Origin of the sequence: Catellatospora sp. IY07-71, from assembly GCF_018326265.1 — a bacterium.
Classification (GTDB): Bacteria; Actinomycetota; Actinomycetes; order Mycobacteriales; family Micromonosporaceae; genus Catellatospora.
In genome coordinates this window covers 1,247,393-1,273,851 of the sequence record NZ_AP023360.1, presented here as the reverse complement: position 1 = coordinate 1,273,851, position 26,459 = coordinate 1,247,393, and the positions used below count along the sequence as shown (strand labels likewise).

Annotated in this window: 21 protein-coding genes, 4 tRNA genes, 1 other RNA gene and 1 pseudogene; 15 read left to right on the top strand and 12 right to left on the bottom strand. The window is 70.1% G+C overall.

All coding sequences use genetic code 11. The annotated features are described in order from the left end of the window. The first annotated feature begins 47 nt into the window (after positions 1 to 47). On the top strand, positions 48 to 332 hold the full coding sequence (locus tag CS0771_RS05795; RefSeq protein ID WP_212840095.1) for a hypothetical protein: 285 nt from the start codon (positions 48 to 50) through the stop codon (positions 330 to 332). 80 nt (positions 333 to 412) lie between these two features. On the opposite strand, the gene CS0771_RS05790 is transcribed toward CS0771_RS05795, so the two are convergent. The 3 genes from CS0771_RS05790 to CS0771_RS05780 form a co-directional block, all read right to left on the bottom strand. Beyond that, positions 413 to 637 (bottom strand): hypothetical protein, encoded by a 225-nt coding sequence (locus tag CS0771_RS05790; RefSeq protein WP_212840094.1) that lies wholly within the window; start codon positions 635 to 637, stop codon positions 413 to 415. Positions 638 to 914: 277 nt separating this feature from the next. Next, the gene (locus tag CS0771_RS05785; RefSeq protein ID WP_203745612.1) at positions 915 to 1,187 is read right to left on the bottom strand and encodes a hypothetical protein; all 273 of its coding nucleotides are present in this window, start codon (positions 1,185 to 1,187) and stop codon (positions 915 to 917) included. A gap of 342 nt (positions 1,188 to 1,529) precedes the next feature. Beyond that, positions 1,530 to 2,324, bottom strand: a complete 795-nt coding sequence (locus CS0771_RS05780) for a hypothetical protein (protein WP_371821354.1) — start codon at positions 2,322 to 2,324, stop codon at positions 1,530 to 1,532. Between the two features lie 302 nt (positions 2,325 to 2,626). Here CS0771_RS05780 and CS0771_RS39370 point away from each other — a divergent pair. Continuing rightward, positions 2,627 to 3,580 (top strand): annotated as a pseudogene (locus CS0771_RS39370) (helix-turn-helix domain-containing protein); the annotation flags it as partial. 67 nt (positions 3,581 to 3,647) lie between these two features. Here CS0771_RS39370 and CS0771_RS05770 read toward each other — a convergent pair. After that, a complete protein-coding gene (locus tag CS0771_RS05770) occupies positions 3,648 to 4,760 on the bottom strand; it encodes a globin domain-containing protein (protein ID WP_212840093.1) in 1,113 nt (370 codons plus the stop codon). Between the two features lie 63 nt (positions 4,761 to 4,823). Here CS0771_RS05770 and CS0771_RS05765 point away from each other — a divergent pair, with 63 nt between their 5' ends. Further along, positions 4,824 to 5,621 carry a CPBP family intramembrane glutamic endopeptidase gene (locus CS0771_RS05765; protein ID WP_212840091.1) on the top strand — a complete coding sequence of 266 codons (798 nt, stop codon included), beginning with the start codon at positions 4,824 to 4,826 and terminating at the stop codon, positions 5,619 to 5,621. A gap of 51 nt (positions 5,622 to 5,672) precedes the next feature. On the opposite strand, the gene CS0771_RS05760 is transcribed toward CS0771_RS05765, so the two are convergent. Together CS0771_RS05760 and CS0771_RS05755 are read right to left on the bottom strand one after the other, a co-directional pair. Beyond that, positions 5,673 to 8,006 (bottom strand): carboxypeptidase-like regulatory domain-containing protein, encoded by a 2,334-nt coding sequence (locus CS0771_RS05760; RefSeq protein WP_212840090.1) that lies wholly within the window; start codon positions 8,004 to 8,006, stop codon positions 5,673 to 5,675. A 170-nt stretch (positions 8,007 to 8,176) separates the two neighbouring features. Beyond that, the gene (locus CS0771_RS05755; RefSeq protein WP_212840089.1) at positions 8,177 to 10,660 is read right to left on the bottom strand and encodes a carboxypeptidase regulatory-like domain-containing protein; all 2,484 of its coding nucleotides are present in this window, start codon (positions 10,658 to 10,660) and stop codon (positions 8,177 to 8,179) included. Positions 10,661 to 10,967: 307 nt separating this feature from the next. Here CS0771_RS05755 and CS0771_RS05750 point away from each other — a divergent pair. Both CS0771_RS05750 and CS0771_RS05745 read left to right on the top strand, forming a co-directional pair. Further along, positions 10,968 to 11,058 (top strand) — tRNA-Ser (locus CS0771_RS05750). A gap of 56 nt (positions 11,059 to 11,114) precedes the next feature. Then, positions 11,115 to 11,187: transfer RNA gene (locus CS0771_RS05745), tRNA-Arg, on the top strand. A 131-nt stretch (positions 11,188 to 11,318) separates the two neighbouring features. Here CS0771_RS05745 and CS0771_RS05740 read toward each other — a convergent pair. After that, positions 11,319 to 11,543 (bottom strand): winged helix-turn-helix domain-containing protein, encoded by a 225-nt coding sequence (locus CS0771_RS05740; protein ID WP_203745622.1) that lies wholly within the window; start codon positions 11,541 to 11,543, stop codon positions 11,319 to 11,321. 589 nt (positions 11,544 to 12,132) lie between these two features. Here CS0771_RS05740 and CS0771_RS05735 point away from each other — a divergent pair. Then, positions 12,133 to 12,771, top strand: coding sequence for a DUF6230 family protein (locus tag CS0771_RS05735; RefSeq protein WP_212840088.1), 639 nt, complete (start codon positions 12,133 to 12,135; stop codon positions 12,769 to 12,771). 64 nt (positions 12,772 to 12,835) lie between these two features. Next, on the top strand, positions 12,836 to 14,173 hold the full coding sequence (locus tag CS0771_RS05730; RefSeq protein WP_212840087.1) for a DUF6114 domain-containing protein: 1,338 nt from the start codon (positions 12,836 to 12,838) through the stop codon (positions 14,171 to 14,173). A 69-nt stretch (positions 14,174 to 14,242) separates the two neighbouring features. On the opposite strand, the gene deoD is transcribed toward CS0771_RS05730, so the two are convergent. The 4 genes from deoD to CS0771_RS05710 all read right to left on the bottom strand — a co-directional run bounded on the left by deoD (position 14,243) and on the right by CS0771_RS05710 (position 16,156). Next, positions 14,243 to 14,953, bottom strand: coding sequence for a purine-nucleoside phosphorylase (gene deoD / locus CS0771_RS05725; protein WP_212840086.1), 711 nt, complete (start codon positions 14,951 to 14,953; stop codon positions 14,243 to 14,245). Between the two features lie 114 nt (positions 14,954 to 15,067). Continuing rightward, a tRNA-Ser gene (locus CS0771_RS05720) sits at positions 15,068 to 15,157 on the bottom strand. Positions 15,158 to 15,179: 22 nt separating this feature from the next. Then, a complete protein-coding gene (locus CS0771_RS05715) occupies positions 15,180 to 15,725 on the bottom strand; it encodes a hypothetical protein (protein WP_212840085.1) in 546 nt (181 codons plus the stop codon). Positions 15,726 to 16,068: 343 nt separating this feature from the next. Beyond that, positions 16,069 to 16,156, bottom strand: a tRNA-Ser gene (locus CS0771_RS05710). A gap of 58 nt (positions 16,157 to 16,214) precedes the next feature. Between CS0771_RS05710 and ffs the strand changes: the two genes are divergently transcribed. The 8 genes from ffs to CS0771_RS05670 all read left to right on the top strand — a co-directional run bounded on the left by ffs (position 16,215) and on the right by CS0771_RS05670 (position 23,777). Continuing rightward, an RNA gene (ffs, locus tag CS0771_RS05705) (signal recognition particle sRNA small type) lies at positions 16,215 to 16,308 on the top strand. Positions 16,309 to 16,422: 114 nt separating this feature from the next. Next, a complete protein-coding gene (locus tag CS0771_RS05700) occupies positions 16,423 to 16,728 on the top strand; it encodes a YbaB/EbfC family nucleoid-associated protein (protein WP_239125693.1) in 306 nt (101 codons plus the stop codon). A gap of 12 nt (positions 16,729 to 16,740) precedes the next feature. Next, positions 16,741 to 17,334: a recombination mediator RecR gene (gene recR / locus CS0771_RS05695; RefSeq protein ID WP_212840084.1), complete on the top strand. Its 594-nt coding sequence runs from the start codon at positions 16,741 to 16,743 to the stop codon at positions 17,332 to 17,334. Between the two features lie 382 nt (positions 17,335 to 17,716). Next, positions 17,717 to 18,730, top strand: a complete 1,014-nt coding sequence (locus tag CS0771_RS05690) for an ABC transporter permease (protein ID WP_212840083.1) — start codon at positions 17,717 to 17,719, stop codon at positions 18,728 to 18,730. Positions 18,731 to 18,800: 70 nt separating this feature from the next. Next, the gene (locus CS0771_RS05685; protein WP_212840082.1) at positions 18,801 to 20,558 is read left to right on the top strand and encodes an ABC transporter substrate-binding protein; all 1,758 of its coding nucleotides are present in this window, start codon (positions 18,801 to 18,803) and stop codon (positions 20,556 to 20,558) included. Between the two features lie 125 nt (positions 20,559 to 20,683). Then, on the top strand, positions 20,684 to 21,697 hold the full coding sequence (locus tag CS0771_RS05680) for an ABC transporter permease (protein ID WP_212840081.1): 1,014 nt from the start codon (positions 20,684 to 20,686) through the stop codon (positions 21,695 to 21,697). Continuing rightward, the gene (locus CS0771_RS05675; RefSeq protein WP_212840080.1) at positions 21,694 to 22,764 is read left to right on the top strand and encodes an ABC transporter ATP-binding protein; all 1,071 of its coding nucleotides are present in this window, start codon (positions 21,694 to 21,696) and stop codon (positions 22,762 to 22,764) included. Before CS0771_RS05680 ends, CS0771_RS05675 begins: the two co-directional genes overlap by 4 nt. Beyond that, positions 22,761 to 23,777 carry an ABC transporter ATP-binding protein gene (locus CS0771_RS05670; RefSeq protein WP_212840079.1) on the top strand — a complete coding sequence of 339 codons (1,017 nt, stop codon included), beginning with the start codon at positions 22,761 to 22,763 and terminating at the stop codon, positions 23,775 to 23,777. The genes CS0771_RS05675 and CS0771_RS05670 overlap by 4 nt, the downstream gene beginning before the upstream one ends. 121 nt (positions 23,778 to 23,898) lie before the next feature. Here CS0771_RS05670 and CS0771_RS05665 read toward each other — a convergent pair whose 3' ends face one another. After that, positions 23,899 to 26,265 carry a DNA polymerase III subunit gamma and tau gene (locus tag CS0771_RS05665; RefSeq protein WP_212840078.1) on the bottom strand — a complete coding sequence of 789 codons (2,367 nt, stop codon included), beginning with the start codon at positions 26,263 to 26,265 and terminating at the stop codon, positions 23,899 to 23,901. Positions 26,266 to 26,459: the final 194 nt, after the last annotated feature.

Below are 26,459 nucleotides of genomic sequence, written 5' to 3'. Positions count from 1 at the left end.
CTTTCGGGGGAGCGACGGCGGCTCGGCGGTTCGAGGGGGTCGGTGACATGGCGACGTTCCAGCAGGAGTGCCAGGGCGCGGTCGCCGGATGGGGACACGGCACGCGCGGCGGGCTGACGGCGGGCATCGACGGGCTCCTCCGCCGGTCGCGGCAGGCGGCCGACGCCGAGGCGTACGTGCCGGTCATCTCGTTCCTGCGGCGGGCACGCGAGGTGTCGGCGGACGGCGACGAGCGCGGCGCGGTGGCGCTGTTGCGGCTGGCCGCGGAGGTGGCCGAACCGGCCGTGTCGGTCGCGGACAGCATCACCGCGCTGATTCCCGCGGTCCGATGAGCGGGCACGCCGCCGCGGGTGGGGAAGCCCCCTGCCGGGTCCGGCGGGGGACTTCCCTCCCCGCCGGGCCCGGCCGGCCGTCAGCAGTAGGTGTAGCTGCCGCTGCTGCCCCAGGAGCAGGTGTCGATCGTGGTGCCGGCGGCGTTCAGGCTGGTGTTCGTCCTGTTGTCGGTGCCCGGCGAGTTGTAGTAGACCTTCGTGACCTGGATGGCCGGCGTCGCGGCCTGGGCCGGGGCGGCCACGGTGAGCGAGGCTCCCACCGCGACGGTGAGGGCGGCGGCGAGCCCGATCAGCCTGTTCTTCAAGGGTGGTTCTCCTGGTCCTGACGGCGGATGTGCGGACGGGAGCTAAACGGCGCCGTCGGGCTCGCGATGACCGGAGAAGGCCGCAGGTCAGAGGTGGACCGTGCGGGCGGGTCAAGATCGGAGGATGGTCCGGGACGGGCGGGCCCGGACGGTGTGACCGGCGGGCCGGTCGGGTGGCGGAATCAGACACTCCTGCGCGCTCGCGCGCGGCCTTACATTGAGGGGGTGCGGCCCTCGGACCCAGGATGTTCGAGGGCCGCACCCGTTCAGTGCCGGATCAGGCCGCGGCCAGTCGGCAGGCGACGTCCGCCGTGGCCGGCGGCACGGCGAGCAGGGTGAGCTGGGTGGTGCACAGCGTGTACGAGATGTCGCCCAGGGTGCAGGCGAGGCCGTGCTCCAGCCCGCCGAAGCCCTGCGCGGCCAGGTACGCGCTGCAGTCGCCCGGCGTGGCGTGGGCCGGGGTGGCCGCGATCGCGGAAGCCCCGGCGAACGCCACGACCGCCGCTCCGATGACCGCGATCCGCTTGGCGATGCCGCTACGGTTGCGCATCGTCACACCTCCATAACTAGGAGTGATAGGTAGGGGCAAACCTATCGACGTGCGGGGATCGGCGGAAGTGGGGAACCACCCCTTCGGCGGCGAATGAATGCCTCGCTGGTGGCCGAGTTGCCAGACTCATTCTGTTCATCGTTTGTGGATGGTGGCGTGGCCACCGCCGAGTGGCCTGGCATTGACCGTTCATGATCCGCCCCGGCGGGACCCGGTCTCATCTTCCGGGACGCCGGGATGTCCGCCGATAGCGTGAAGATCGCCGTCTCGTGTCAAAAGCTGAGGGAAGGCACGAGGTGCTGACCTGAAACGGCGATCTCGGGTCGCCGAGGGAGGGCGGGGTCAGCGGAGGCAGCAGCCGGAGCAGACCTTGGGCTGCGGCAGGGTGAACGCCAGGCAGCAGGTGCGCCGGTGCACCGTGGGCAGGCCGGCCTCGTCCGAGCCGATGTCCACCAGGTCGCTCAGCTCGAGCGCGTCGAGCAGCGTGCCCGCGGTCTCGGCGGCGGGGCCGTGCAGGGCGTGGCCGCTGCGCAGCACCGCGTACGCGATGCCGGAGGCGACCGAGCCGAGCAGGGTGCGCCGGCCGACCTTGACCCCGGCGCGGATGCGCTCGGACAGCGGGTCGAGGTGGCCCTCGAGCAGGCTGGTGCGCAGCGTCTTGAGCAGGACGGTCTCGTCCGGGACGACGGTGATGCCGGGCACGTTCACGTGCGCCAGCGGGTCGTCGGGGAGCACCGCGACCTGCGGGTGGTGCAGGCCGAGCTGGACCAGGGCGGTGCCGGGGGCGCCGCCGAAACGCACCGCCACGCGGTCGGCGTCGACGAGCGGGACCCGCCGGGCCACCGCCCAGCTGAGCACGGCCGGCATGGCGAGCCAGTAGCTGTACGACTTCCAGGACAGCGTCGCCGCGGCGTGCGGGGCCGCGCCCCAGCGCTGGACGGCGGTGTCGAAGAGGGCCGGCAGGGCGGAACCGTCGAGCAGCGCGCCGGCCGGGGTCCAGCCCCTGGTGTCGGTGAGCACGAGCGGATCGGCGAGGCCGTGGACCGCGTTGAACCCGCTGCGACGGCGCACTGCACTGAGCGTGACGTTGAGGGGGCGCAGGGCGTCGGTCAGGAGCAGCGGCGTCAGCGTACGCACCCGGTTCTCACCGTTCCCTTCCAGTACAGACGCGCGATAACGCGGGGTAGGCGCTCACTGTACCCCGATAAGGCTAGCCTAACCAGACCAAGACCAGTTTACGCCACTTCGCTCACCGAGTGTCACGTCTGCCATAGTTGCGGACGCTGCCGCACCGGCTGGTCGCTTGTCAGCTTGTCAAGGCATATGTCAGGTAATCAGCAGTTCTCCTCAGCTGATGCTCCGGCCGCGAAGAATGAGGATTCACGACAAGCGGAGGAGGGGGCGAGGTGTGGCATGACCGAGCGGAGCGGGATCGGGTCATGAGCGTTTCGCCGGTGGAGCGTGCCGTTGAGGCCTTCGCTACGGAACTCGGCCGATGGCGCATCGACCGCGGCATGACGAAGAAGCAGCTCGCCAGCAGGATGGGTTTTGATCCCTCGTACATCAGCCACATAGAGGGCCGAAGACATCGGCCCACGGAGGACTTCGCCCGCCGGGCTGAGGCGGTGCTCAACGCCGGCGGCGCCATCTGGCGCCGCTTTCAGGAGTACGAGGAGGCCAGGCAGGCCCGCGGCCCGGCGACCCTGCTCACCCGCGAGCCGGCGGTGCCGGCCCAGTGGCTGCCGCCCGGCACCGGCCTGGTGGTCGAGCTGGAGGAGGCGCAGCTGACCTACGTCGGCGGCGACTACCAGGTAATCGTGCGGCGGGCGCTCTACAACGCCGGGAACGAGCCGGTGACGCGTTATCTCATCCGGGTCGCGGTGGACCGCTACCCGGGCCAGCCGCAGCGCTCCAACGACCACCACCGGGCCCACCCGCTGGCGCTGGAGGAGCTGAGCCTGGTGGCGTATTGCGGAGACCCCGGGGCGGCCGAGCCGATGGTGTGGCGGGCGAAGCAGGACCGGGACGCGTTCAAGGAGATCTGGCTGCTGTTCGAGAACACCGACGGCCGGTTTCCGCTCTACCCCGGCGAGCGGACCACGGTCGAGTATCGCTACCGCGTGCCCGAGCTGAAGTGGGGCACCTGGTTCGAGCGGGCGGTGCGGCTGCCCACGCGGCGGCTCGTGGTCCAGATGCGCTTCCCGGCGTTCCTGGACCCCCAGGTGTGGGGGGTGGAGACGTCCATGGCCGCCGAGGAGGCGCCGCTGCGTACGCCCATCGTGCGCGAGCTGGAGTCCGAGCAGGCGGTGTTCACCTGGCGCACCGAGGACCCGTCGCTGAACGCACGGTTCCAGCTGCAATGGCGGTTCCGGGCGGTGACGTCGGCCCCACCGGTGCCCGCACGTTGACAACGAAAGACGAGGCCCGCCGGAAGGCGGGCCTCGTCTTTCGTGTGGGCGGTCAGTGGTCGCTGAACGCGTCGTACCGGACGCGCGTCTGGGGCACCTTGAGCTGTGTCAGGCAGCGCAGCGTCGAGCGGACCATGTTCGGCGAGCCGGACACGAAGAAGTCGTGCTCCATCCACGGCCCGAAGCGGTTCAGCGCGTCGGTCACGGTGCCCTCCTCGCCGCCCCAGCCCGGATCGTCGCTGCACACCGGCACGATCGACAGCCACGGGTACGCCGCCGCCAGGTCCTGCAGCGAACCGAGGTCGTAGAGGTCGTCCCGGTCGCGGGCGCCGAAGAAGACGTGCACCCAGCGGGTGCGGTTGAACGTGGTCAGGTCCTCCAGCAGCGCCTTGATCGGCGACAGCCCGGTGCCGCCGGCCACGAAGACGATGTCGCGGGTGGAGCGCCGGTCGAGCACCATGGTGCCCATCGGCGCGGCCAGCCGCAGCAGGTCGCCGGCCTGCACCCGGCGCACCAGCGCGCCGGACACCCAGCCCGCCCCCAGCGCCCGGACGTGCAGGTCCATCGTGTTGTCGGTGCGCGGCGCGTTCGCCACCGAGTAGGTGCGCCACACCCGCGGGTGGAACTTCGGCACCTCGACCGACAGGTACTGCCCGGCCCGGTACTCCAGCTGCTGGAACGGCCGCACGGTGAGCACCGCGATGTCGCGCGAACGGCGCTCGTGCGCCACGACCTCGGCGTGCCACCAGGCCGGGTTGCTGTCGGCGGTGGCGCCGGACAGCATCTTGCGGGCGATCACGTCGTACGCGTCGCGCCAGGCCTGCTCGTACTCGTGGCTCCACTCCGGCCCGGCGAACGTCCGGATCGCCTCCAGCAGCGCGGCGCCGATCACCTCGTAGTGCTCCGGCACCACCTGGAACTTCCGGTGGTCACGGCCGAGCGAGCGCAGGTACTCGTCGAAGCGGTCCGGGTCGTCGACCGATTGCACCGCGGCGACGATCGCCCCCAGCAGTCTGGCTCGCTGCACGTCCATCGTCACCGGGAACATGTCGCGGATCCCCGGGTTGTTGAGGAAGATCCGCGCGTAGAAGTAGCCGGCCACCTTGTCCTGTTGCTCCTCGACAAGGGTCCAGCTCTCTTTCAACAGCCGCTGAAGGTCGCTCACGTTCGTAACGATGTCAACGCGCTGCGTACTCGCGTCGCACAGACTGTGCGACCCTTTTATGTCATGGCTGCTGAAGAGCTCGTCCGGGGGATCTCCACACCCTCCCGTACGGTGCTGCGCAACGAGGTCTGGTTGCTGCTGGGGGTCTCGCTCGGGCACTCCGCCGTGCTGTCGGTGCTGTCGCTGATCGAGAAGCTCACCGCGCCCGGCCCGCTGGATCAGCAGGCGGCCGAGCTGAACACCGCGGTCACCCCCGACCGCCCCTGGCTGGACCTCGCGATCCAGCTCACCCGCATCTTCTTCGCGCTGGTCCCGGCCCTGCTCGCGGTGCACCTGCTGAACCGGGGGCCGGGCTGGGACGGCCGGTTCGGCGCCCGCGGGCTGCTCGGCGTCGACGGCGCCCGGAAGGGCTTCGACGCCGGCGCGGGCGCGCTGCTGGCCGCCGTGATCGGCATCCCGGGGCTGGCCCTCTACGTGGGGGCGCGCGAGCTGGGCCTGAACGCCACGGTCGTCGCCGAGGGCCTGGGTGACGTCTGGTGGGCGCTGCCCGTGCTGCTGCTGGCCGCCGTCCAGAACGCGGTGCTGGAGGAGGTCGTCGTGGTCGGCTACCTGATCACGCGGCTGCGCCAGCTGTCCTGGCAGGTGCCCGCCGTCATCGCCGCCAGCGCGCTGCTGCGCGGCTCGTACCACCTCTACCAGGGCTTCGGGGCGTTCGTCGGCAACGCCGTGATGGGCGTGGTGTTCGCGCTGTTCTTCCTGCGCTACCGGCGCACCGGGCCGCTGATCGTCGCGCACACCCTGCTCGACGTCGTGGCGTTCGTGGGATACGCCCTGCTCGCGCAGCATCTGGACTGGATCTGAGACGGCGGGGCGGGGGCAGCCTGAGCGCCGCCCCCGCCCCGCCGGTCACCGTCAGCTGTACGGGTACACCACCACGGTCGGCGTGCCGTTGGCGTAGACCCGCACCGCAGTCGCCGACGCGAAGTCGGAGCCGCCGTACCAGCCGTCGTTGGCGCTGGAGCCGCCGACGTACTGCAGCTTCACCTGCTGCGAGCCGAGCACCCGGTACACCGCCGCGCCGCCGCCGGCCGTCAGGTACAGGTAACCGGCCAGGTCGCCGGTGCTCGCCGTGTACGCCGCGGAGACGCCGTGCGCCGGTGCGCCCGTCGCCGTGACGCGCACTTCGGTGCCCGCCTTGAGCCGCTGGTCGAAGGTGGTGGTCTGGCCGGACGTCACGGCGACCGGGACGGCGTCGTGCCGCTTGGCCTCGGCGCCGCTCCACTGCCAGGCCTGGCCCGGCACCTGGAAGCTCAGCGGCCACCGGTACGGGCCGAGGAAGCCGATGGTGTACCGGCCCTGCGCGTCGATGCCCACCGCACCCCGGCTGTTGTCGCCGATCGTCGGGGTGACCACGGAGACCTGGCCCTGGCCGACCGGTGTGCCCTCGGCGCCGGTGACGACCCCGGTGACGGTGCCCGCGCGGTCCATCCGGATCCGGTGGATGTCGCGGACCTGCCCGGACGTGACCGTCCACGACTTCGCCGCGCGCTGGTCACCGGTGCCGCCGTCCTGGCCGACCCACTGCGCCCCGTAGGGCGAGCCGGTCGCGGGCAGGGCGAAGATCTGGTAGCGGCCCGGTTTCACCGCGGCCAGCGTGACGTCGCCGTTGGCGTCACTCTCCCCGCCGCAGCCCTCGCCCAGGCGGAACCGGTCCGTGGTCGCGGTGAACAGGCACACGCCCTTGATCGGAGCGCCGGTGACGGCGTCCACGACCTTCGCCTTGATCTTCGCGTACGGCTCCAGCACCAGCTCGATCACCGACTCCTGCCCGGCGACCACGGTCACCGGGAAGGCCTCGTCGTAGTACGGGTAGCCCTCGGCCGACACGGACAGGCGCCGGACACCCGCCGGCACGTCGGTCAGGATCAGGGTGCCGTCCTCGGTGGAGCCGCTGAACACGCCGGACCCGGCCCAGAAGTTCGTCACCGGCGCGCCGGTGATCGAGTCCTTGGCCGTGATCCGGATGCTGCCACCGGGCAGCTTGCTGTCGTCGACGGTCACGGTCTGCCCGGCGGTGACCGTGATCGAGTCGGCCGCCAGGGCGGACGTCTTGCCGTACGCCCACTGGTCCAGTGGCCGGCCCATCCCGGTGAAGTGCACCTTGTACTCGCCCGGGGGCAGGTCGTCGAGGTGCCAGCGGCCGTCCGCACCGGTGCTGCCGTCGCGGGAGAAGCCGGTGGTGTTCTCGCGGAACGTGACCCGCACGCCGTCCATGCCGTTGCCCTGCTCGTCGGTGAATCGGCCCTCGGCCGAACCGGCCGGCAGCAGCGTCTCGTCGGCGGTGGTCACCGTGTCCGCGACGACGGTGAACACCGTGGCGTTCGCGCGCTCGTCGCTGTTGGGCACCCACCGCACCGACTCGAAGCCGTACTCGTAGCCGATGACGTAGCGGCCCGGGAACACCTCCATGGAGTAGTTGCCGTCGGTGTCGGTGCTGGTCGAGCCCGCGGTGGGGCCCTCGCCGTCCGGCTCGGCGTAGACGGACAGGTACGGCACCGGCGAGCCGTCGGCCCGGGTGATGCGGCCCGCGATCGTGCCGACCGCCAGCGCGGTCTGGTCCACCGTGAGGGTCTGGCCCACGGCGACGGTGTAGAGACCGGCCTCCTCGAAGGTGCGTACACCCGGAGCGAACTGCACGCCCACGTTGCCGCTGAACCGGATCCGGTAGGAGCCGGCCGGCGCCTGCATGGTCCAGCTGCCGTCGGTGTCGGTGCCGGCGTCCACCAGGCTGTCGCCCAAGCTGTTCACCGCGCTGACGTAGGCCCACTGGATCGGAGTGCCGTCGGTGCGGGTGAGCCGCCCGGTGATGGTGCCGGTGGGCAGGAGCTGGTCGTTCACCACGGTGTCCGCGCCCGCGGTGACCGTGACCAGCGCCGCCGCCTCCCAGCTGAGTGCCTGGTAGGCGTACTGGGGGACGTGGCCGTCCGCCCGGAAGGTGACCTTGTAGTCGTCGCCCGGGGCGAGGTCGGTGATCTGGTAGTGGCCGTTCTCGTCCGTGTACGCGTAGCCCCAGCCGGTGCCGGAGGCGTCCACCCACGCGTAGGCGACGGGCGCGCCGTTGTCGGTGAGGGTGCCGGAGATCGTGCCGGTCGTGGCCTCGGCGTGCGCCGGCGCGGTCAGTCCCATGGTGGCGACCGCGACGGTGAGCAGCGTCAACCCGAGCCGGCGCAGGGTGTGTCTGCGCATGCGTCCTCGGTTCTCGTGAGGGGTGTGCACGCACGGGCATAGAGGGTTCCCCGTGAATGTGAGCGCAGAATAGCGGCCGGATCCGTCAGTCCGCCGTCCCGGCGGAGTCGTGAAACGACGGAGGGGGCGGCGTGACGCCACCCCCTCCGTACGGCTTCACCGCGGTGCGATCACCGGGGCTGCGGCCCGCCGCCGCCCGGCAGCACCGGCTGCGTCGGCATCGTGCCCGGCACCGGCCTGGCCGGCGGTGTGGGCTGCAGCGGCACGTCGATCGCGGCCTTGCTGCCGCAGATCACCATCGTGGTCGGCGAGGTGACGCAGAAGTTCACCAGCTGGTCACGGCGGCCGACGGTGAGCTTGCCGGTGAACTTGACCGCCTGGTAGGTCGGCCAGGGACCCTCGAGCCCGACCGTCATCTGCACCGGACCCAGCACCCGCAGCGTGTACCGGCCCCCCGCCCGCACGCTGGTGACGGCGACGTAGTCGTTCGTCGTCACATCACCCGCCACGAGGTAGTGGTCCGTCAGGTCCTCGGCGCCCTCGGGCATCGTGATCGTGCCACTGATGCGCCGGCCCACCTTCATGTTGTAGTCGTAAGTGGTCGGGGTGCCCGCGGTGAGCTTCACCGGGGTCGCGCTGAACCGGTCGGGCTTGCCGCCGCTCCACTGCATCGCGTGGTCGATCGCGCTGAAGACCAACGGCCAGCTGTACGGCCCGAAGAAGCTCGTGGCGTACTTGCCGTCCTCGTCGAGCTGCACGTCGCCGAAGCCGCCGCCGAGGCCCGGGTGGGGCGTGTACATGCCCACCGAGCCCCAGGTGATCGGCTGCCCGGTCTCGCTGGTGACGGTGCCCTTGAGCGGGGCGCGCCTGTCCATCCTGATCGCGGGGCCGGTGGTCCAGCCCTGCGCGGCCGGGGTGACCGTCACCGCCTGCCGCTGGTCGCCCGTGCCGCCGGTGGCGCCCACCCACTGGGCACCGTGCACGGCCTCCTCGTACGGCGCGACGAAGATCTTGACCGGGCCGGACTCGGGCAGGTAGGTGATGCGGTAGTTGCCGTTCTCGTCGGTGCTGTCACCGCAGCCGTCGGGCAGCGAGAAGCGCGTCGCGCGGACGGCGATCACGCAGACGTCACGCACCGCGGCGCCGGTCACCCGGTCGACGATGGTGCCCGTCAGGGCGCGGACGCGGGTGAGCGACACCATCACGGTGACGGTCTGGCCTCCTGCGCCGACGGTCGCGCTGACCTGCCCGTCGACCGAGGCGTACCCGGCGGCGCTGAGCGAGATCGGGTGCGTGCCCACCGGGATGCCGGTCAGCGTGAGCGTGTCGCCCTCGGCCTGGCCGTAGCCGTTGTAGACGCCGGCGGTGAAGCCCTTGACCGCGGCACCCGTGGTCGAGTCCTTCGCCTTGATCTTGACTGTGCCGGTGGGCAGCAGACTGTCGTTCACGGTTGTGGTGCCGCCCGCGGCCACCGGGAAGACGTTCGCGGTCTCCTCGGTGAGCTTGCCGGTCGCCCACTGCTCGAACGTGCCCTCCAGATCGCGGAAGCTGACCGTGTAGGAGCCGGTGAAGACCTCGTCGATCTGGTAGTAGCCGTCCTCGTCGGCGTTCGTCCAGGCCGCGCCGTAACCGCCGACCGGGCGGGCGATGGCCTCGACGCCGGCCGCGCCCTCGTCGCCGATGGTGAACCGGCCCTTGACCGTGCCGGTGCCCAGCAGCTGGTCGTCGACGTCGGTCACCGCGTTCTCGGCGATGGTCACCGTCTGCGCCGCGGACTCGACCAGCGTGTGCGGGTACAGCATGATCGACCCGCTGTCCAGGCGGAACATGGCCCGGTACGGGCCGGGCGGCAGGCCGTCGAGGCGGTAGTCGCCGTTCTCGTCGGTGTAGGCGCTGGTGTACACGTACTCCGGGTTGTCCTCGGTGCCGGCGAAGATGATCTCCAGGCCGTAGCCGACCCGCTGGCCGGCCGCGTCGAGTACGGTGCCGGCGGCGGAGCCGTTCGGCCGTGCCGTCTCGTTCACGGTGACGGTCTGGTCCGCGGCGACCGCGACGGCCTGTGCGTCGGCGAAGTCCCGGGCACCCGGCACGTACTGGCGGGAGTTGCCGATCGTGAAGGAGACGACGTGCGTGCCCTCGGGCACGACCATGCTGTAGTAGCCCTGCGCGTCAGTGGACGCCGAGCCGCCGCTGTGCTCCTCGGTCTCGGGGTCGTGCGTGGCGATCATGGCGTTGGCCATGCCGCCGCCGATGTTGTTGACCAGCCGTCCGGAGATGGTGCCGATGGGCACCAGCGCGTCGTCGACCACCGTGTTCGCGCCGGCGGAGACCGCGTGCATCGCCGCGTCGTAGTAGCCGATGGTGGCCGGCGCGTACTGCGTCGGGTGACCCGCTGCGCTGACCTGGACCCGATACACGTCGGGCTGGAGGTTGAGGATCTGGTAGTCGCCGTTGGCGTCGGTGACGGCGTAGCCGCCCGCACCGGTTTCGGTGGAGGCGTACACGAACGCGGCTTCGACCGGCTGATTCTTGTAGGTGATCTTGCCCGAGATCGTGCCGGTGTCGGCTGCATGCGCGGGCGTGGTCATGCCCAGAGTCGTGACGACCACGGCCAGCAGCATCAGCCCGACCCGGCGCAGAGGTGGTCTGCGCATGTTTCCTCAAGGGTGGGAAGGGAGGTGCGCTTGGACCGGGGTTAAGAGGCCCCGTTGGGATGCACGATAATGGATCGAAGCGACGCGACGTGAGGTACTTTCGGGCGGTCTCGGTGTCGCGGGACTCCGTCGGGCGGATCGTGCCGAGATGTCCGGTGACGGGGCCGCTGCCCGGCTGCGGGGCCGCACGTGGCGCACGCCACATCGCAACCCTGGGCGCGCGACACGGTATCCGCTTTGCTCTCTCCCGTGGGGGCACGGTATTCTTCTGCGTCGGTGGTCATCAGGGCAGCCTGGGGACCACCATGGAGGCTTCGCCTAGTTCGGTCTATGGCGCCGCACTGCTAATGCGGTTGGGGTCTTAAAGCCCCTCCCGGGTTCGAATCCCGGAGCCTCCGCGCAGGACCACCTGAGCGGTCGGGAAATCGGCCGTGTATGCTGATCCAGCACGCAAGCGCCCGTAGCTCAACGGATAGAGCATCTGACTACGGATCAGAAGGTTAGGGGTTCGAGTCCCTTCGGGCGCACATAGGCCCCCCTGAACAGCAGTTCAGGGGGGCGTTTGCATGTCCCGGGCAGTGCCGGCGGCGAGCGCGCGTACGCGCCATCGCGCCCGCACCACCGGAGGCAGCGCGGGCGTGGCGTGATGAGGGGCGGGTCAGTCCTGGCGGTTCGGGTCCTTGACGAAGACCCCGTCCCCCTGTCGTCCCTCGATCAGCCCCTCGGCCTTGAGCACCAGCATGGCGCCGCGGACCGAGCCGTAGCTGATCTGGTACTCCTCGCGGATCTGGCTGATGGAGGGCAGTTTGTCGCCCGGCTTCAGCTCTCCCGAGCGGATCTTGTCGCGGATGGCGTTGGCCAGCCGCTCGTACTTTGCGGTCATACCATCTCCCATGGCTCGCCCCAGTAGTAGATCACCGTCACTTGTCCGGAATCAACTCACCGGGCGCGATACCTAGACATAGTCAACTACCTCGTTTATGGTGATGGCGGTCTCCTTCCCATGGCTCGCACCCCAGGGGACGGAGGCCGAGGGTGTGCCGGCTGCTGCGAGGGACGCGTAGACGGTGTGCCGGGCGCGGTGGCCGCTCCTACCTGTGTGCCGTGAGCCGCCGCGCCCATCCAGCGCATACGCAGGGGATCCGTATGGCGTTCCGGCCCAGCCGTTCGGCCTACGGGGGCGGAGCCTCGTTACCAAACCGTTACTGATCGGTAAACATCCACCGTCGGTGACCAGCGCCATACCCAAAGCGGGCAATCAACCCGATCCCTTGCCCACCCCCTCACGCAAAGTGATGATCACCTACTGTGCAGACCACCCACTGTTACTGGCCAGTAGCTTGCCTCTTGTGGTCCGCGTCATAAGGGTGAAACATCTTGCCCACCCCCGGGCGCGGTGCATCCTGCGCGCGGCGAAGACAGACCCCGCAGGCGGTGCGCCGCGGGTTGAACCCCATCGCGAGGAGGTCCCTGTGAAGGACTCGCAAGGCAATCTGGTACTGGGGCGTACCAGATGGCGGCGCTTCGCCGCCCTGGTGATCCCGGCGACCATCGCCGTGACCGGCCTGATGGCCGGCGTGGCCAACGGCGCGGTGTCGGTCACCTTCCACGTCTCCGGGCAGACCGCGAAGATCTCGGCCGACAAGCTCGACGGCAAGGGCTTCGCCCAGTACGGCGGCGTGCTGATGGAGAAGAACGGCACCCCGCACGTCGTGGCGATGTCGGCCATCAAGAGCGCCGAGCTGGAGAACCTGTGCCAGTCGGTGACCACCCCGATCCCGGGCCTGGGCAACTTCACCCTCTACATCCGGGCGGGCCGCGCCGAGGGCGCGCCGGTGACGGCGAACAACCTGCTCATCGGGATGGACAAGCTCGGCGGCGACGCGACCTTCACCAACATCGACATCGGTGTGGACGCGTCGGAGCTGACCAAGGGCGGCCCGAACCACGGCGACGCCGGCCTGTTCGGCCAGGAGGCCGACCGTGCCGTCATCACCGACCTCAAGCAGATCGCCCGCAGCACGCAGGCCGGCACGTTCGCGCTGACCGGGCTGTCGCTGTCCATCGCCCAGGACAGCACCGGCTGTTTCCCGAACTCCGCCATCAACTGAGCGCCCCGGCTGGAGGCGCGCCGCTCCCGGTGCGCCTCCGGCCCGCTGAATCCTTGGAGGCACCGTGATCCTGAGGCAGCTGTCTCGCACCTGGTGGGGACGCCGCCGCCCGTTCTGGGGTGGTCTGCTGACCATCCTCGCCGGTGTGGAGATCATCGCCACGACCAAGATGACCCTGCACGGGGCCACCATCAGCGTGGGTCTCACCGGTTTCCAGTCCCTGCTCATCCCGTTCGTGCTGGTGGTGTGCGGCCTGCTGGCCTGGTTCACCCCGGCCCAGCGGATGTTCTACGGCCTGGTCGCGGTGTTCGTGGCGATCTACTCGCTGATCGCCGTGAACCTCGGCGGCTGGTTCGTGGGCACGCTGCTCGGCATCGTCGGCGGCGGCCTGATCTTCGCCTGGAACCCGGTGGAGCCGGCCGGTGACGGGGCGGAGCCCGGCGAGCCCGAGTCCGGTGCCGACGGGGATCAGCAGGCCGACATGGACGGCCTGCTGGACGGCCCGATGACGGACACCCCGCCGCCCGCGGTCAACCCGCTGCGCGACGGCGTGCCCGGCTCGCGGCAGCCGTCCGGCGAGGAGACCGTCGCGGACGAGCGGCGCAACGGACCCCGCCACGCCGCCATGGTGATCACCGTGGCGACGCTGGCGACCACCGCGCTCGGCCTGTTCGTCACGCAGCAGCCCGCCAGCGCGGCGGACTGCCGGCCGGCCGCCACGTCGGACCACCCGGTGCAGGACTTCCTCACCGGGGTCGTCGACACCATCGGCGGCCTGCTGGGCAGCGGCGACACCGCGTCGCCCAGCCCGTCCCCGTCGCCCGAGCCGTGCCCGACGCAGGAGCCCAGCCCGGAGCCGACCGGCGGGCCGAACCCGACGGCCAAGCCCAAGCCCACGCTCAGCCGGCCGGTCCCTTCCGTGAAGCCCGGCCGGCCGACCGAGAAGCCGGTGAAGACCCTGCGGGCGGCCCGGAACCAGAAGCCGGTCGCCGCCTGCCCGTCCCGGATGACCGGCAGCCGGGTGTCGATGGAGGGGCTGACCTTCGACGGCATCGTGGAGCTGCCGACCAAGCAGGGCACCATCCGGACCCTGCGGTTCTCCATGACCAAGTCGGTCACCCGTGACTTCAAGCTCGTGCCGTGCGCCGTGAACGGCTGGACCACCGAGATCACGACGCCGGCCCTGACCGTGGCGGACCGCGACGACACGCGGGTGTTCTTCTACACCAGCCGCTTCCGGGGCAACGCCCTCGGTGTGCTGCCGGTGGACTACACCCCTGACGAGCCGCCGCTGCTCACCCCGCCCCTGGTCTTCTTCACCGACCCGGTCATCGACCTGGTGTACGTCGACGCGCCGTCGCTGACCGCGCCCGACATGGTGGTCAAGACGATCAAGGCCTGATCAGGCAGGAAACAAGGAGGCCCCCGGCCGCGGATTCGCGGGCGGGGGCCTCCGGCGTCTGGTACGCCGTCAGGAGGCGACGACCGTGTCCAGGGCGATCTCGACCATCTGGGAGAAGGTCTGCTCCCGCTCCTGGGCGGTGGTGGCCTCGCCGCGCTTGATGTGGTCGCTGACGGTGAGCAGGGTCAGCGCCCGCGCGTCGTAGCGGGCCGCGATCGTGTACAGCGCCGCCGACTCCATCTCCACCGCGAGCACGCCGTAGTCGGCGAGCGTGTCGTAGAGGTCGGGGCGGTCGGTGTAGAAGGCGTCCGCGGCCAGGATCGGGCCGACGCGCATGCTGATGCCGCGCTGCGCGGCCACGTCGACCGCGGTGCGCAGCAGCTCGAAGTTCGCCACCGGGGCGTAGTCGATGAGACCGTCGAAGCGCATCCGGTTCATGTTCGAGTCGGTGCTGGAGCCGATGGCGGCCACCACGTCCCGCAGGTTGAGCGAGTCGGCGAGCGCCCCGCACGAACCGACCCGGATCAGGGTCTTCACGCCGTACTCGTTGATCAGCTCGTGGGCGTAGATGGACGCCGAGGGCATGCCCATGCCCGAACCCTGCACGGAGACCCGGGTGCCCTGGTAGGTGCCGGTGAAACCGAACATGTTGCGCACCGTCGAGTAGCACTTGGCGTCCTCGAGGTAGGTCTCCGCGATCCATTTCGCCCGCAGCGGGTCGCCCGGCATGAGGACCCGGTCCGCGATCTCTCCGGGCTTGGCGCCGATGTGCGTACTCATGCGCCGATCATCCCACGGGCCCGCGGCGGCCGGTCAGCAGATCACCACGGCCCGGATCGGGCCCGGAGACGCAGCACGCCCGGCGTCCTCGCGGACCTGCCGGGCGTGCTGACTTGGCGGTGGCGGCGGGATTTGAACCCGCGGAGGGCGTAAACCCTCACACGCTTTCGAGGCGTGCTCCTTAGGCCACTCGGACACACCACCGCCGCAGACTCTACACGAGGGTTCAGCAGGAACCGAAACCGGTATTGAAGAGCCGCGTCAGGTAGTCGCCGTAGCCGGCGACGGCCTTCTGCACGGTGACTCCGTCGTGGAGGAACAGGTAGCCGCGGTCGCCCTGGGTGATCAGCAGGCCGTCGAAGCGGTGGCTGCCCGCCGGTGCGGTCAGCACCTGTGCGCCGGGGTACGCCGCCCGCACGTCCTGCAGGGCGCTGCCGGTGCTGATGCCCTCGGGGGTGTGCAGCGGGGCGTCGAACCACATCATCACCAGGCGGTCGTCGGCGGCGAAGACGAGGTTGCCCTGCGGCATGCCGGTGACCTGCGAGCTGCAGCCGGCGCGGGACTGGTCCAGGCGGCTGCCGAGCTCAACGCGGCTCGCGCCGAAGCGCACGTCACGCACGCCCTGGAAGTGAACGATGTCGGGGCCCTGAGCGACGGCGGTGGCGCTGGCGACCACTCCCTGAGCGGGGGTGGTCCGGGCCTGTGTCGACTGGGCGGCGCACGCGACGCCGCTCAGCATCATGACGGTCGCGAGGGCGAATGCTCCACGCATGACTGTCCTCCTGGTAGACACGGCCTGTGAGTTGACACTCACCGGGGGTGAGGTCGTGCACTCGACTATACGACTACTTTCCGTGATGGCCACTTCACGTTGAGCCCTTCTCGGGTTTCGGATGGCCCATATTTATCCAGTTTGAGGCTGTTTTATGCGCGATAGTGCGCCCAGGAAACCCCAGAACGGGTCAAACCACCGGCATAATCCGGTCCGAAGATTTTCTGCTCGGACGTCCCGGCCCTGGAAGCAACGGGCGAGCAGGGGCGGGGGATGCGGGGCGGAACGGAGCAGGCCCCGCTCCGAGCCGGAGCGGGGCCTGTCGTGAGCGCGTCTGCGCTGGTGGCGGAGGATACGAGATTCGAACTCGTGAGGGTTTTATCCCAACACGCTTTCCAAGCGTGCGCCCTAGGCCTCTAGGCGAATCCTCCGCGGAAAGAATACATGCGGGGTCCGGCGCATTGCGCTCACCCCCGCCGGGTACAGTGAAGCAGCCCCCGTGCGGCGGCACCCTGCGAACCTCCCCAGGGCCGGAAGGCAGCAAGGATAAGCAGGCAATACCGGGTGCACGGGGGCCCTTCATGTCCGCCCCCCGCGCTGGGATCCGGCACTGACGGTCCCGGGGTCTAGGCTGAGGGCGACAGCAGACGTCGGTGGACAGGGGAGTGCGGCGATGCGGCCGGGTGGACAGCCGAACATGCAGCAGCTGATGAAGCAGGCGCAGAAGATGCAGCAGCAGCTGGCATCGGCGCAGGCGGCGCTGGCCGAGGCCGAGGTCACCGGCACGTCCGGGGGCGGCCTGGTCACCGTCACGATGAGCGGCTCCGGTGAGTTCCGCAAGATCTCCATCGACCCGAAGGCGGTCGACCCGGAGGACGTGGAGACGCTGGAGGACCTGGTCGCGGCCGCGATCACGAACGCCGCCGACGAGGTGCGCAAGCTCACCGAGCAGAAGATGGGTCCGCTCTCCGCCGGTCTCGGCGGCATGGGCCTTCCCTTCTAGGCCCGGCCCGCCGTGTACGAAGGCGCGATCCAGGATCTGATCGACGAGCTCGGCCGGCTCCCCGGAGTGGGGCCCAAGAGCGCCCAGCGCATCGCGTTCCACGTGCTCTCGGCCGATCCGACGGACATCAAGCGGCTGGCCGCCGCGCTCACCCGGGTGAAGGAGCAGGTGCGCTTCTGCGTGCTCTGCTTCAACGTCGCCGAGGAGGAGCAGTGCCGCATCTGCCGTGACCCGCGGCGCCGCGACGACGCGCTGTGCGTGGTCGAGGAGCCCAAGGACGTGGTCGCGATCGAGCGGACCAACGAGTTCCGCGGCCGGTACCACGTGCTCGGCGGGGCGATCAATCCGCTGGAGGGCATCGGGCCCGACCACCTGCGCATCCGCGAGCTGATGGCGCGGCTCAGCTCCGGCGCGGTCACCGAGCTCATCCTGGCCACCGACCCGAACACCGAGGGTGAGGCCACCGCGACCTATCTCGCGCTCATGGTCAAGCCGATGGGGATCACGGTGTCCCGGCTGGCGAGCGGCCTGCCGGTGGGCGGCGACCTGGAGTACGCCGACGAGATCACTCTCGGTCGCGCCTTCGAGGGACGCCGGACCCTGTAGCCGGGCCGCTGACAACGTCGGCCGGAACGGCAGAAATTCGCATAGGCCAATGCCTTTGCGGCTGTCACCTGCGATTTTTACTTAGCATGGCGTCCGATTTTTATAACGCCACCATCACGGCCCGGCCTGAACTTGGTTACAGGCACTGCGCAAACTTGACGCAGCGTTTGGTCGCGAAGAATGCTCTGATCATGCGGTGGCGTGCACCACACTCCACCGCGGTCGCCCTGTCATCCGACCGCCCCCACGGTGGAGAGAGGGTCGGGCGGCGCGAATCACGCAGGTAACAACCGAGCGGATGTCGCGCGCGGCGCACCGGTCCCGCCCAGCAGGGGCGAGACGGTGGTGCACCGTGGGCCTCCGCGGGGGAGGCAGCCCGTTCATGGCCACGTCAACCGACACCTCGGCCCCCGAGGCGACCCAGGCGCCAGTCAAGGCGATCGAAGGGCGCTCGCTCGGCCGCATCGCCTGGACGCGCCTCAAGCGCGACAAGGCGGCCATGACCGGTGGCGTCGTCGTGATCCTGCTCATCCTCATGGCGGTGTTCGCCCCGCTGATCGTCGGCTGGTTCGGGCACCCGCCGAACGAGTTCCACCAGGACAACACCCTGCTCGCGCCGGAGCTGGGCGGTCTGCCCCGCGGCGACTTCCTGTTCTTCGAGAACAGCGGCATCAGCGGCGACTTCCTGTTCGGCCTGGAGCCGCAGAACGGCCGCGACCTGTTCAGCGAGGTCGTCTACGGCGCCCGGGTGTCGCTGCTGATCGCGTTCCTGGCGACGCTGGTCTCCGTGGTGATCGGCTCCACCCTCGGCGTGATCGCCGGCTTCTTCGGCGGCTTCGTCGACACCGTGATCAGCCGCCTGATGGACATCTTCCTGGCGTTCCCGCTGTTGCTGTTCGCTATCGCGCTGGTCGGCGTGCTGCCCGACCGGGCGTTCGGGCTGTCCGGCAACTCGCTGCGCATCGCCCTGCTCATCTTCATCATCGGCTTCTTCAACTGGCCGTACATGGCTCGCATCGTGCGCGGCCAGACCCTGTCGCTGCGCGAGCGCGAGTTCGTCGACGCCGCCCGCAGCCTGGGCGCCCGCGGCCCGTACATCATCGTCAAGGAGATGCTGCCCAACCTGGTGGCCCCGATCCTGGTGTACGCCACGCTGCTGATCCCGACGAACGTGCTGTTCGAGGCGGCGCTGTCCTTCCTCGGCGTGGGCGTGCAGCGCCAGGTCGTCGGCGAGCCCGGCGTGACCTGGGGCGGCCTGCTCGCCGACGCGGCCCGCAACTACACCGTGCCGCACTTCATGTTCTTCCCCGGCATGGCGATCTTCATCACCGTGCTGGCCTTCAACCTGTTCGGCGACGGCCTCCGCGACGCGCTCGACCCCAAGAGCAAGCGCTGACGGACCCAGCCAGGCATTACCACCCAAGCGCGGTTCGAGACACGGACCGTTCCCCCCAGGGAGGAAGTTAGTGAGAAACAAGGGAAGGGTGCTTGCGGCGACCACGGCCGTCTTCGCACTCGCGGTGACCGCGGCCTGCGGCACCGGTGACGACACTCCGAAGCCCACGGAGGTGAAGCCGGAGTTCAACGCCGCGCTCACCGCGGTCTTCAACCCTTCTGACAAGAAGGGTGGCACGCTCAAGATGGCCATCTCGTCGGACTGGGACTCGGTCGACCCCGGCGACACCTACTACGGCCTCTCCTGGAACCTGCTGCGCCTCTACGGCCGTTCGCTGGTCATGTTCAAGCCGGCGGCCGGTTCGGCCAGCTCGGAGCTCGTCCCGGACCTCGCCGAGAGCCTGGGCGTGCCCAGCGACGGCGGCAAGACCTGGACCTACAAGCTCCGTGCGGGTGTGAAGTTCGAGGACGGCACCCCGATCACGTCGAAGGACGTGAAGTACGCGGTCATGCGGTCCATGGACAAGGAGGTGCTGGTCAACGGCTACACCTACTTCAACGACTTCCTGGACCTCGAGGCCACCTACAAGGGCCCGTTCAAGGACAAGGCCGCCGACACCAAGGCGATCGAGACCCCGGACGACCAGACCATCGTCTTCCACCTGAAGCAGGCCTTCGGCGGCTTCGACTACTTCGCGATGCTGCCGGCGACCGTGCCGGTGCCCGCGAAGGCTGACACCGGTGTGAAGTACAAGGAGCACGTCGTCTCCTCCGGCCCGTACATGTTCGACAAGTACGAGGCGGGCAAGGGCTTCACCCTCAAGCGCAACCCGAACTGGGACCCGGCGACCGACCCGAACCGCAAGGCGCTGCCGGACGCGTACGACGTCAAGATCGGCCTGAACGCCGACGACATCGACAACCAGCTGATCTCCGGCGACCTGCACGTCGACATCGCGGGCACCGGCGTGCAGCCGGCCGCGCTGCCGAAGGTCCTGCAGGACCCGGCGATCAAGGCGTACGCCGACAACCCGGCCGTCGCCCGCCTGTGGTACACCTCGATCAACCCGAAGGTCGCTCCGCTCGACAACATCGAGTGCCGCAAGGCCGTGATGTACGCGATGGACCGCACCTCGTACCAGGCCGCGTTCGGTGGCGAGTTCGCCGGTGGCCAGATCGCCACCAGCATCATGCCGCCCCAGATCCCGGGCTACGCGCCGACCAACGTCTACCCGGCGGGCGCGGACAACAAGGGTGACGTCGAGAAGGCCAAGGCCGCGCTGACCGCTTGCGGCAAGCCGGACGGCTTCGAGATCACCATGGGCTTCCGGGCCGAGCGTCCCAAGGAGAAGGCGACCGCCGAGGCGTTCCAGCAGGCGCTGGCCAAGGTCGGCATCAAGGTCACCATCAAGGGCTTCCCGGTCGGCGACTACTTCTCGCTCTACGCGGGCAAGCCGTCCTACCGCAACAGCCCGACCACCGGCCTCGGTCTGATGACCAACGGCTGGGGCGCCGACTGGAACGACGGCTACGGCTTCCTGTCGCAGATCGTCGACAGCCGCGTCATCCGTGACTCGGGTGGCTCGTCCAACCTCTCCGTCATGATCCCCGAGGTCGACCAGCTGATCGACCAGGCTCTGGCCGAGACGGACGTCAAGAAGCGTGAAGCTCTGTGGGCGCAGATCGACAAGCGCGTCATGGAGGAGGCCGTCATCCTGCCGGGTGTCTGGTCGAAGGCCCTGACCCTGCGTGGCAAGGGCGTGACCAACGTCTTCGTCAACGAGGCGTTCGGTCAGTACGACTACCTCTCCATGGGCGTCGCGCAGTAATCCGCGCGGCAACCGAATCTGCTCCAACCCACCTGGCAACACACCAAAGGTAGGTGAAGGCACATGGGGGGCCGGTCCGGCCGGGCTGAGAAGCCCGGCCGGACCGGCGCCCCGGGCCGAAAATCGTGGTCACATACATCATTCGCCGTACGCTCGGCGCGCTGCTGATCCTGTTCGTGGTCAGCCTGGCGACGTTCCTGATCTTCTTCGGGCTGCCCCGGCTCGCCGGCGCGACGCCCGAGACGTTCGCCGCCCGGTACGTCGGCAAGACCGCCGACGCCGAGACCCAGCGCATCTACGCCGAGAAGCTGGGCTTCTACGACCCGCTCTACGAGCAGTACGGCCGGTGGATCGGCGCCGTCGTCACCGGCACCGAGTACGACTACGGCACGGGTGTCGAGCAGTGCGCGGCCCCCTGCTTCGGCTACTCCTTCCGCACCAACCAGCCGGTCTGGGACGACCTGCTGGACCGGCTCCCGGTCACCGGGTCGCTGGCGCTGGGCGCCTCGATCATCTGGTTGCTGACCGGCGTCGCCGTCGGCGTGCTGAGCGCGCTGAGACGGGGCAGTTTCTTCGACCGAGCAGCCATGACCGGTGCGCTGGCAGGCGTGTCCTTACCGCCGTACTTCACCGGTCTGATGATGCTGTACTTCATCAGTTACAAGCTGGGCTGGACGGCGCCCGGCGGCAGCTACACCGACTTCACCGATGATCCGGGCGAGTGGGCGTACAACCTGATCCTGCCCTGGATCACGCTGGCGCTGCTGAACGCCGCCGCCTACGCGCGGTTCACCCGCGCCGGCATGCTCGACACCATGGGCGAGGACTTCGTCCGCACCGCGCGGGCCAAGGGTCTGACCGAGGGCGTGGTCGTCACCAAGCACGGCCTGCGCGCGGCGCTCACCCCCATCATCACGATCTTCGGTATGGACGTCGGCCTGCTGCTGGGCGGCGCGATCCTGACCGAGAGCACCTTCGGGCTGAAGGGTCTGGGCTACTTCGCCATCGACGCCATCGGCAAGCAGGACTTCCCCCAGATCATGGGCGTGACGATGTTCGCGGCGTTCTTCGTCGTCGTCGCCAACCTGATCGTTGATCTGCTCTACGCGGTGGTCGACCCGCGGGTGAGGCTGTCATGAACAATGTGATCTCTCCTCGTCAGGATCCGACCCGGACTCCATTCCTGGAGCTGCGCGACCTGAGGGTCCACTTCCCGACCGACGACGGCCTGGTCAAGTCCGTCGACGGCCTGTCGTTCTCGCTGGAGCGGGGCAAGACGCTGGGCATCGTGGGCGAGTCGGGCTCCGGCAAGTCCGTGTCCAGCCTCGGCATCCTCGGCATCTACCACCGCAAGAACGCGAAGATCTCCGGCGAGATCTGGCTGGACGGCCAGGAGCTGGTCAGTTCCTCCCAGGAGACCGTGCGCGGGCTGCGCGGCAAGCGGATGGCGATGATCTTCCAGGACCCGCTGTCGGCGATGCACCCGTACTACACGGTGGGCGCGCAGATCATCGAGGCCTACCGGGTGCACAACAAGGTGTCCAAGAAGGTCGCCCGCAAGCACGCGATCGACCTGCTGGCCAGGGTCGGCATCCCGCAGCCGGACAAGCGCGTGGACGACTACCCGCACCAGTTCTCCGGCGGCATGCGCCAGCGCGCCATGATCGCTATGGCGCTGTCCTGCGACCCGGAGCTGCTGATCGCGGACGAGCCGACCACCGCGCTCGACGTGACCGTGCAGGCGCAGATCCTGGACCTGATGCGCGACCTGCAGCGGGAGTTCAACTCCGCGCTGATCATCATCACGCACGACCTGGGCGTCACCGCCGAGCTGGCCGACGACGTGCTGGTCATGTACGGCGGCAAGTGCATCGAGTACGGCACCGCCACGGAGATCTTCGAGAACCCCGGGCACCCGTACACCTGGGGTCTGCTCGGCTCGATGCCGCGCCTGGACCAGGCCGTCACCGAGCGGCTGCTGCCCATCAAGGGCACCCCGCCGTCGCTGATCAACGTGCCGTCGGGCTGCGCCTTCCACCCGCGCTGCGCGTACGCGGAGCAGACCGGCGGCCTGGACCGCACCGTGGTGCCCGAGCTGCAGCTCACCGGCACCAGCGGGCACCGGGTGCGCTGCCACCTGCCTTCGCATGTGCGGCAGGAGATCTGGCGCAACGAGATCAAGCCGAATCTGGAGGGCGTGGCATGAGCACCCCCAACAACGCCCTGCTGTCGGTGCGCGGCCTGCAGAAGCACTTCCCGATTACCAAGGGCCTGCTCAAGCGCAAGGTCGGCGCGGTGCAGGCGGTGGACGGCCTGGACTTCGACGTGATGCCGGGCGAGACGCTGGGCCTGGTCGGCGAGTCCGGCTGCGGCAAGACGACCACCGGGCGCCTGCTGACCCGGCTCATCGAGCCGACCGGCGGCAACATCACCTTCGAGGGCCACGACATCACGCACCTGTCGCAGGGCAAGCTCCGCCCGCTGCGCCGGGACCTGCAGATGATCTTCCAGGACCCGTACTCGTCGCTGAACCCCCGGCACACCGTCGGCGCCATCGTCGGCGCGCCGTTCCGGATCCAGGGCGTCAAGACCGAGCAGGGTGTGAAGAAGGAGGTGCAGCGGCTGCTGGAGCTGGTGGGCCTCAACCCCGAGCACTACAACCGCTACCCGCACGAGTTCTCCGGCGGTCAGCGCCAGCGCATCGGCATCGCCCGTACGCTCGCCCTGAAGCCCAAGATGATCATCGCGGACGAGCCGGTGTCGGCGCTGGACGTGTCGATCCAGGCGCAGGTCGTCAACCTGCTGGAGGACCTCCAGGAGGAGCTGGGCCTGACCTACGTCGTGATCGCGCACGACCTGTCGGTGGTGCGGCACATCTCCGACCGGGTCGCGGTCATGTACCTCGGCAAGATCGTCGAGATCGGCGACCGGGACTCGCTGTACCTGCAGCCCCGGCACCCGTACACGGCCGCGCTGCTGTCGGCGGTGCCCGTGCCGGACCCGCGCCGGCGCGACGGGGGCCAGCGGGAGCGCATCCTGCTCACCGGCGACGTGCCCAGCCCGATCAACCCGCCCTCCGGCTGCCGGTTCCGCACCCGCTGCTGGAAGGCGCAGGACATCTGCGCGACCACCCCGCCGCCCCTGGTCCTGCACGGCACCGACACCCCCGGCCACCTCGCGGCCTGCCACTTCCCCATGGCCGACGGCGAAAAGCGCTGACCCCGCGCCCCCTTCGGGCGCAACTCTCAAAGACTCGCGGCCTCAGGACTGTCCTGAGGCCGCGAGTCGTTGAGAGTTGTGGGAGTGCCCGCCTTGGGCCGGACGAGGCCGCGGACCGGGCTCAGTCGAGTTTTTCCAATTGGAAAGAGGTGCGGAGGGACTCGACCGCGGCCTGCTCGGTGGTCTGGCGGGCGGTGGCGGCGTCGACGATCTCGTCGGTGGGCTCGTCACCGGGGTCGAACCCCTCGATGGTGGGCGGCGGCGGCCCGTCGAACTCCGGGTCGTACGGCGGCTCCTCCAGGGGCGGGCCGTCGTCGGCGACCTGGGCGCGGCGCCCCGTGGCCTGCGCGGGGGCTGCTCCGCCGACCCGTGCCGGGGTCGGCCAGTCGTCGCCGGACGCCGCGGCGGGGCGGCGGGCGGGCTCGGCGGACCTGGCCGGAGCATTGCGCGGCGGGGCCGAGGCGGGCGCGGCGGCCATGGCACGGGACGTTGCCGGGCGCTGGTCGCCACCCACCTCGCAGCGCAGCTGCCAGTTGCCGCCGAGCACCTGGTGCACGGCGTCCAGCAGCGGGGCCGGGTCGTTCTCCACGCCGTTCGCGTGCACGCGATGCTTGAACACCAGCACCAGGGTGCTGCCCTCGATGTCGCGGACCACCGCCTCGCGCGCGAACGCAGCGGCCTTCTTGCTGCTGCGGCCGACCATCCGCACGATCTCGTCCCAGGACCGGCGCACCGCGACCGCGTTGTCGGCCCCACCGGGAGACGCCGCAGGCGGTGCGGCAGCGGCCTGCGCGGGAGCAGCGCTACGAGCGGCCGGTGCCGCCGAAGGGGCGGGGCGGGCGGCAGGAGCGTCGGTCTCGCCCCAGGACTCGGCGGCCCGCCGGGCGGCTTCAGAAGTGCCGCGGGCTGCGGCCGCCTGCGCCGGCTGACCGTTCGCCGCGGCCGCGGCCCGTGGAACGGCCCCGGCCGGATCGTCGTATGCGACGCCGGAAGCGGGTGCGGTGGTGCGGGCAGGCTGCTGGGGCTCGCTGCCACCGCGCGCGGCGTCGTGATCCGGTCCGGTTCCGGCACCGGCCGCCTGACCGCTGTCCTGCGCGCGGACGTCGCTGCGTGGCGCCGTGTCGCCGTCCCGGCTTGCCGGAGCGGGCACGGACCGTGCGCCTGCCGCTGCGGAGGACGAGCTGCGAGCGGCGGCCGACGCGGCGGCCTCCCGGGCCGCGGCACGGCCCGAACCGGCCGAAGCCGGGCTGGTCGCGATGTCGCCCTGGGCGTGGCCCGCCTCAGGCTGCGGGCGGGAGGGCATGTCGGCGGCCGCGCGGGCGGCGCCGGGCACGAAGCCGCTCTCCAGCCGCTCCAGGCGCTGCAGCAGGGCGTTGCCGGCCGAGTCGGCGGCGGGCAGCAGCATACGGGCCGCGAGCAGCTCCAGCAGCAGCCGCGGCGAGGTCGCGCCGCGCATCTCCACCAGGCCGTTGGCCACGATGTCGGCGCAGCGGGAGAGCGTCGCGGGGCCGAGCTGCCCGGCCTGCGCGTGCATCCGGGCGAGCTGCTCCTCGGGGACGTCGATCAGGCCCTTCTCGGCCGCGTCCGGCACCTGCCGCAGGATGATCAGGTCGCGCAGCCGCTCCAGCAGGTCGTTGGCGTAACGGCGGGAGTCGTGGCCGGCCTCGGCGACCCGGTCGATCGCCGCGAAGGCCGCCGCCCCGTCCCCGGCCGCCAGCGCGTCGATCATCTCGTCGATCAAGGCGTTGTCGGTCACGCCGAGCAGCGACACCGCGCGGGCGTAGGTCACGCCCTCCGGACCCGATCCGGCGATGAGCTGGTCGAGCACGGAGAGGCTGTCCCGGGCCGAGCCGCCGCCCGCGCGCACCACCAGCGGCAGCGCCAGCGGCTCCACCGCCACGCCCTCGCTCTCGCACAGCTGCTCCAGGTACGGCCGGAGCACGCTGGGCGCGATGAGGCGGAACGGGTAGTGGTGGGTCCGCGAGCGGATGGTGCCGAGCACCTTCTCCGGCTCCGTGGTGGCGAAGACGAACTTGACGTACTCCGGGGGCTCCTCGACCAGCTTCAGCAGCGCGTTGAAACCCGCCGACGAGACCATGTGCGCCTCGTCGATGATGTAGATCTTGAATCGGCTGGTCGCGGGGGCGAAGAACGCGCGCTCTCGCAGCTCGCGGGCATCGTCGACGCCGCCGTGGCTGGCCGCGTCGATCTCGATGACGTCGATCGAGCCGGGGCCGTCCGGGGCCAGCGCCCGGCAGGAGTCGCAGACACCGCACGGCTCCGGGGTGGGACCCTCGACGCAGTTCAGCGAGCGGGCCAGGATGCGGGCGCTGGACGTCTTGCCGCAGCCGCGCGGGCCCGAGAACAGGTAGGCGTGGTTGAGCCGGCCGCTCTTGAGCGCCTGGATGAGCGGCTCGGTGACGTGCTCCTGACCGATGACCTCGGCGAAGGTGCGAGGCCGGTACTTGCGGTACAGCGCCAGCGCCACGGGCGTACACCTCCTAGGAACGTCGCAGGCTACCGTACCGCGCGGGTCCGACCTCCGGCCTGCTGGACCGCGCCCGCCTCCGGCCCGCGGAATACCAGTTCGGTATCAACCACGGCTCAGCCCATGCCGTGAGGCATCGACCGCCGTTAGGGTCGGCGCAGGCGGTGACCCGGTGTCGTCGGGTTGTCACTCGA

Excerpts from the sequence above, each read along its gene's own strand:
- CS0771_RS05675 (WP_212840080.1), top strand. The coding sequence starts at position 21,694 with ATGAACAATGTGATCTCTCCTCGTCAGGATCCGACCCGGACTCCATTC.
- CS0771_RS05690 (WP_212840083.1), top strand. The coding sequence starts at position 17,717 with ATGGCCACGTCAACCGACACCTCGGCCCCCGAGGCGACCCAGGCGCCA.
- CS0771_RS05795 (WP_212840095.1), top strand. The coding sequence starts at position 48 with ATGGCGACGTTCCAGCAGGAGTGCCAGGGCGCGGTCGCCGGATGGGGA.
- CS0771_RS05740 (WP_203745622.1), bottom strand. The coding sequence starts at position 11,543 with ATGACCGCAAAGTACGAGCGGCTGGCCAACGCCATCCGCGACAAGATC.
- CS0771_RS05785 (WP_203745612.1), bottom strand. The coding sequence starts at position 1,187 with ATGCGCAACCGTAGCGGCATCGCCAAGCGGATCGCGGTCATCGGAGCG.
- CS0771_RS05700 (WP_239125693.1), top strand. The coding sequence starts at position 16,423 with ATGCAGCAGCTGATGAAGCAGGCGCAGAAGATGCAGCAGCAGCTGGCA.
- CS0771_RS05670 (WP_212840079.1), top strand. The coding sequence starts at position 22,761 with ATGAGCACCCCCAACAACGCCCTGCTGTCGGTGCGCGGCCTGCAGAAG.
- deoD (WP_212840086.1), bottom strand. The coding sequence starts at position 14,953 with ATGAGTACGCACATCGGCGCCAAGCCCGGAGAGATCGCGGACCGGGTC.
- CS0771_RS05755 (WP_212840089.1), bottom strand. The coding sequence starts at position 10,660 with ATGCGCAGACCACCTCTGCGCCGGGTCGGGCTGATGCTGCTGGCCGTG.
- CS0771_RS05765 (WP_212840091.1), top strand. The coding sequence starts at position 4,824 with ATGGCTGCTGAAGAGCTCGTCCGGGGGATCTCCACACCCTCCCGTACG.
- CS0771_RS05760 (WP_212840090.1), bottom strand. The coding sequence starts at position 8,006 with ATGCGCAGACACACCCTGCGCCGGCTCGGGTTGACGCTGCTCACCGTC.
- CS0771_RS05715 (WP_212840085.1), bottom strand. The coding sequence starts at position 15,725 with ATGCGTGGAGCATTCGCCCTCGCGACCGTCATGATGCTGAGCGGCGTC.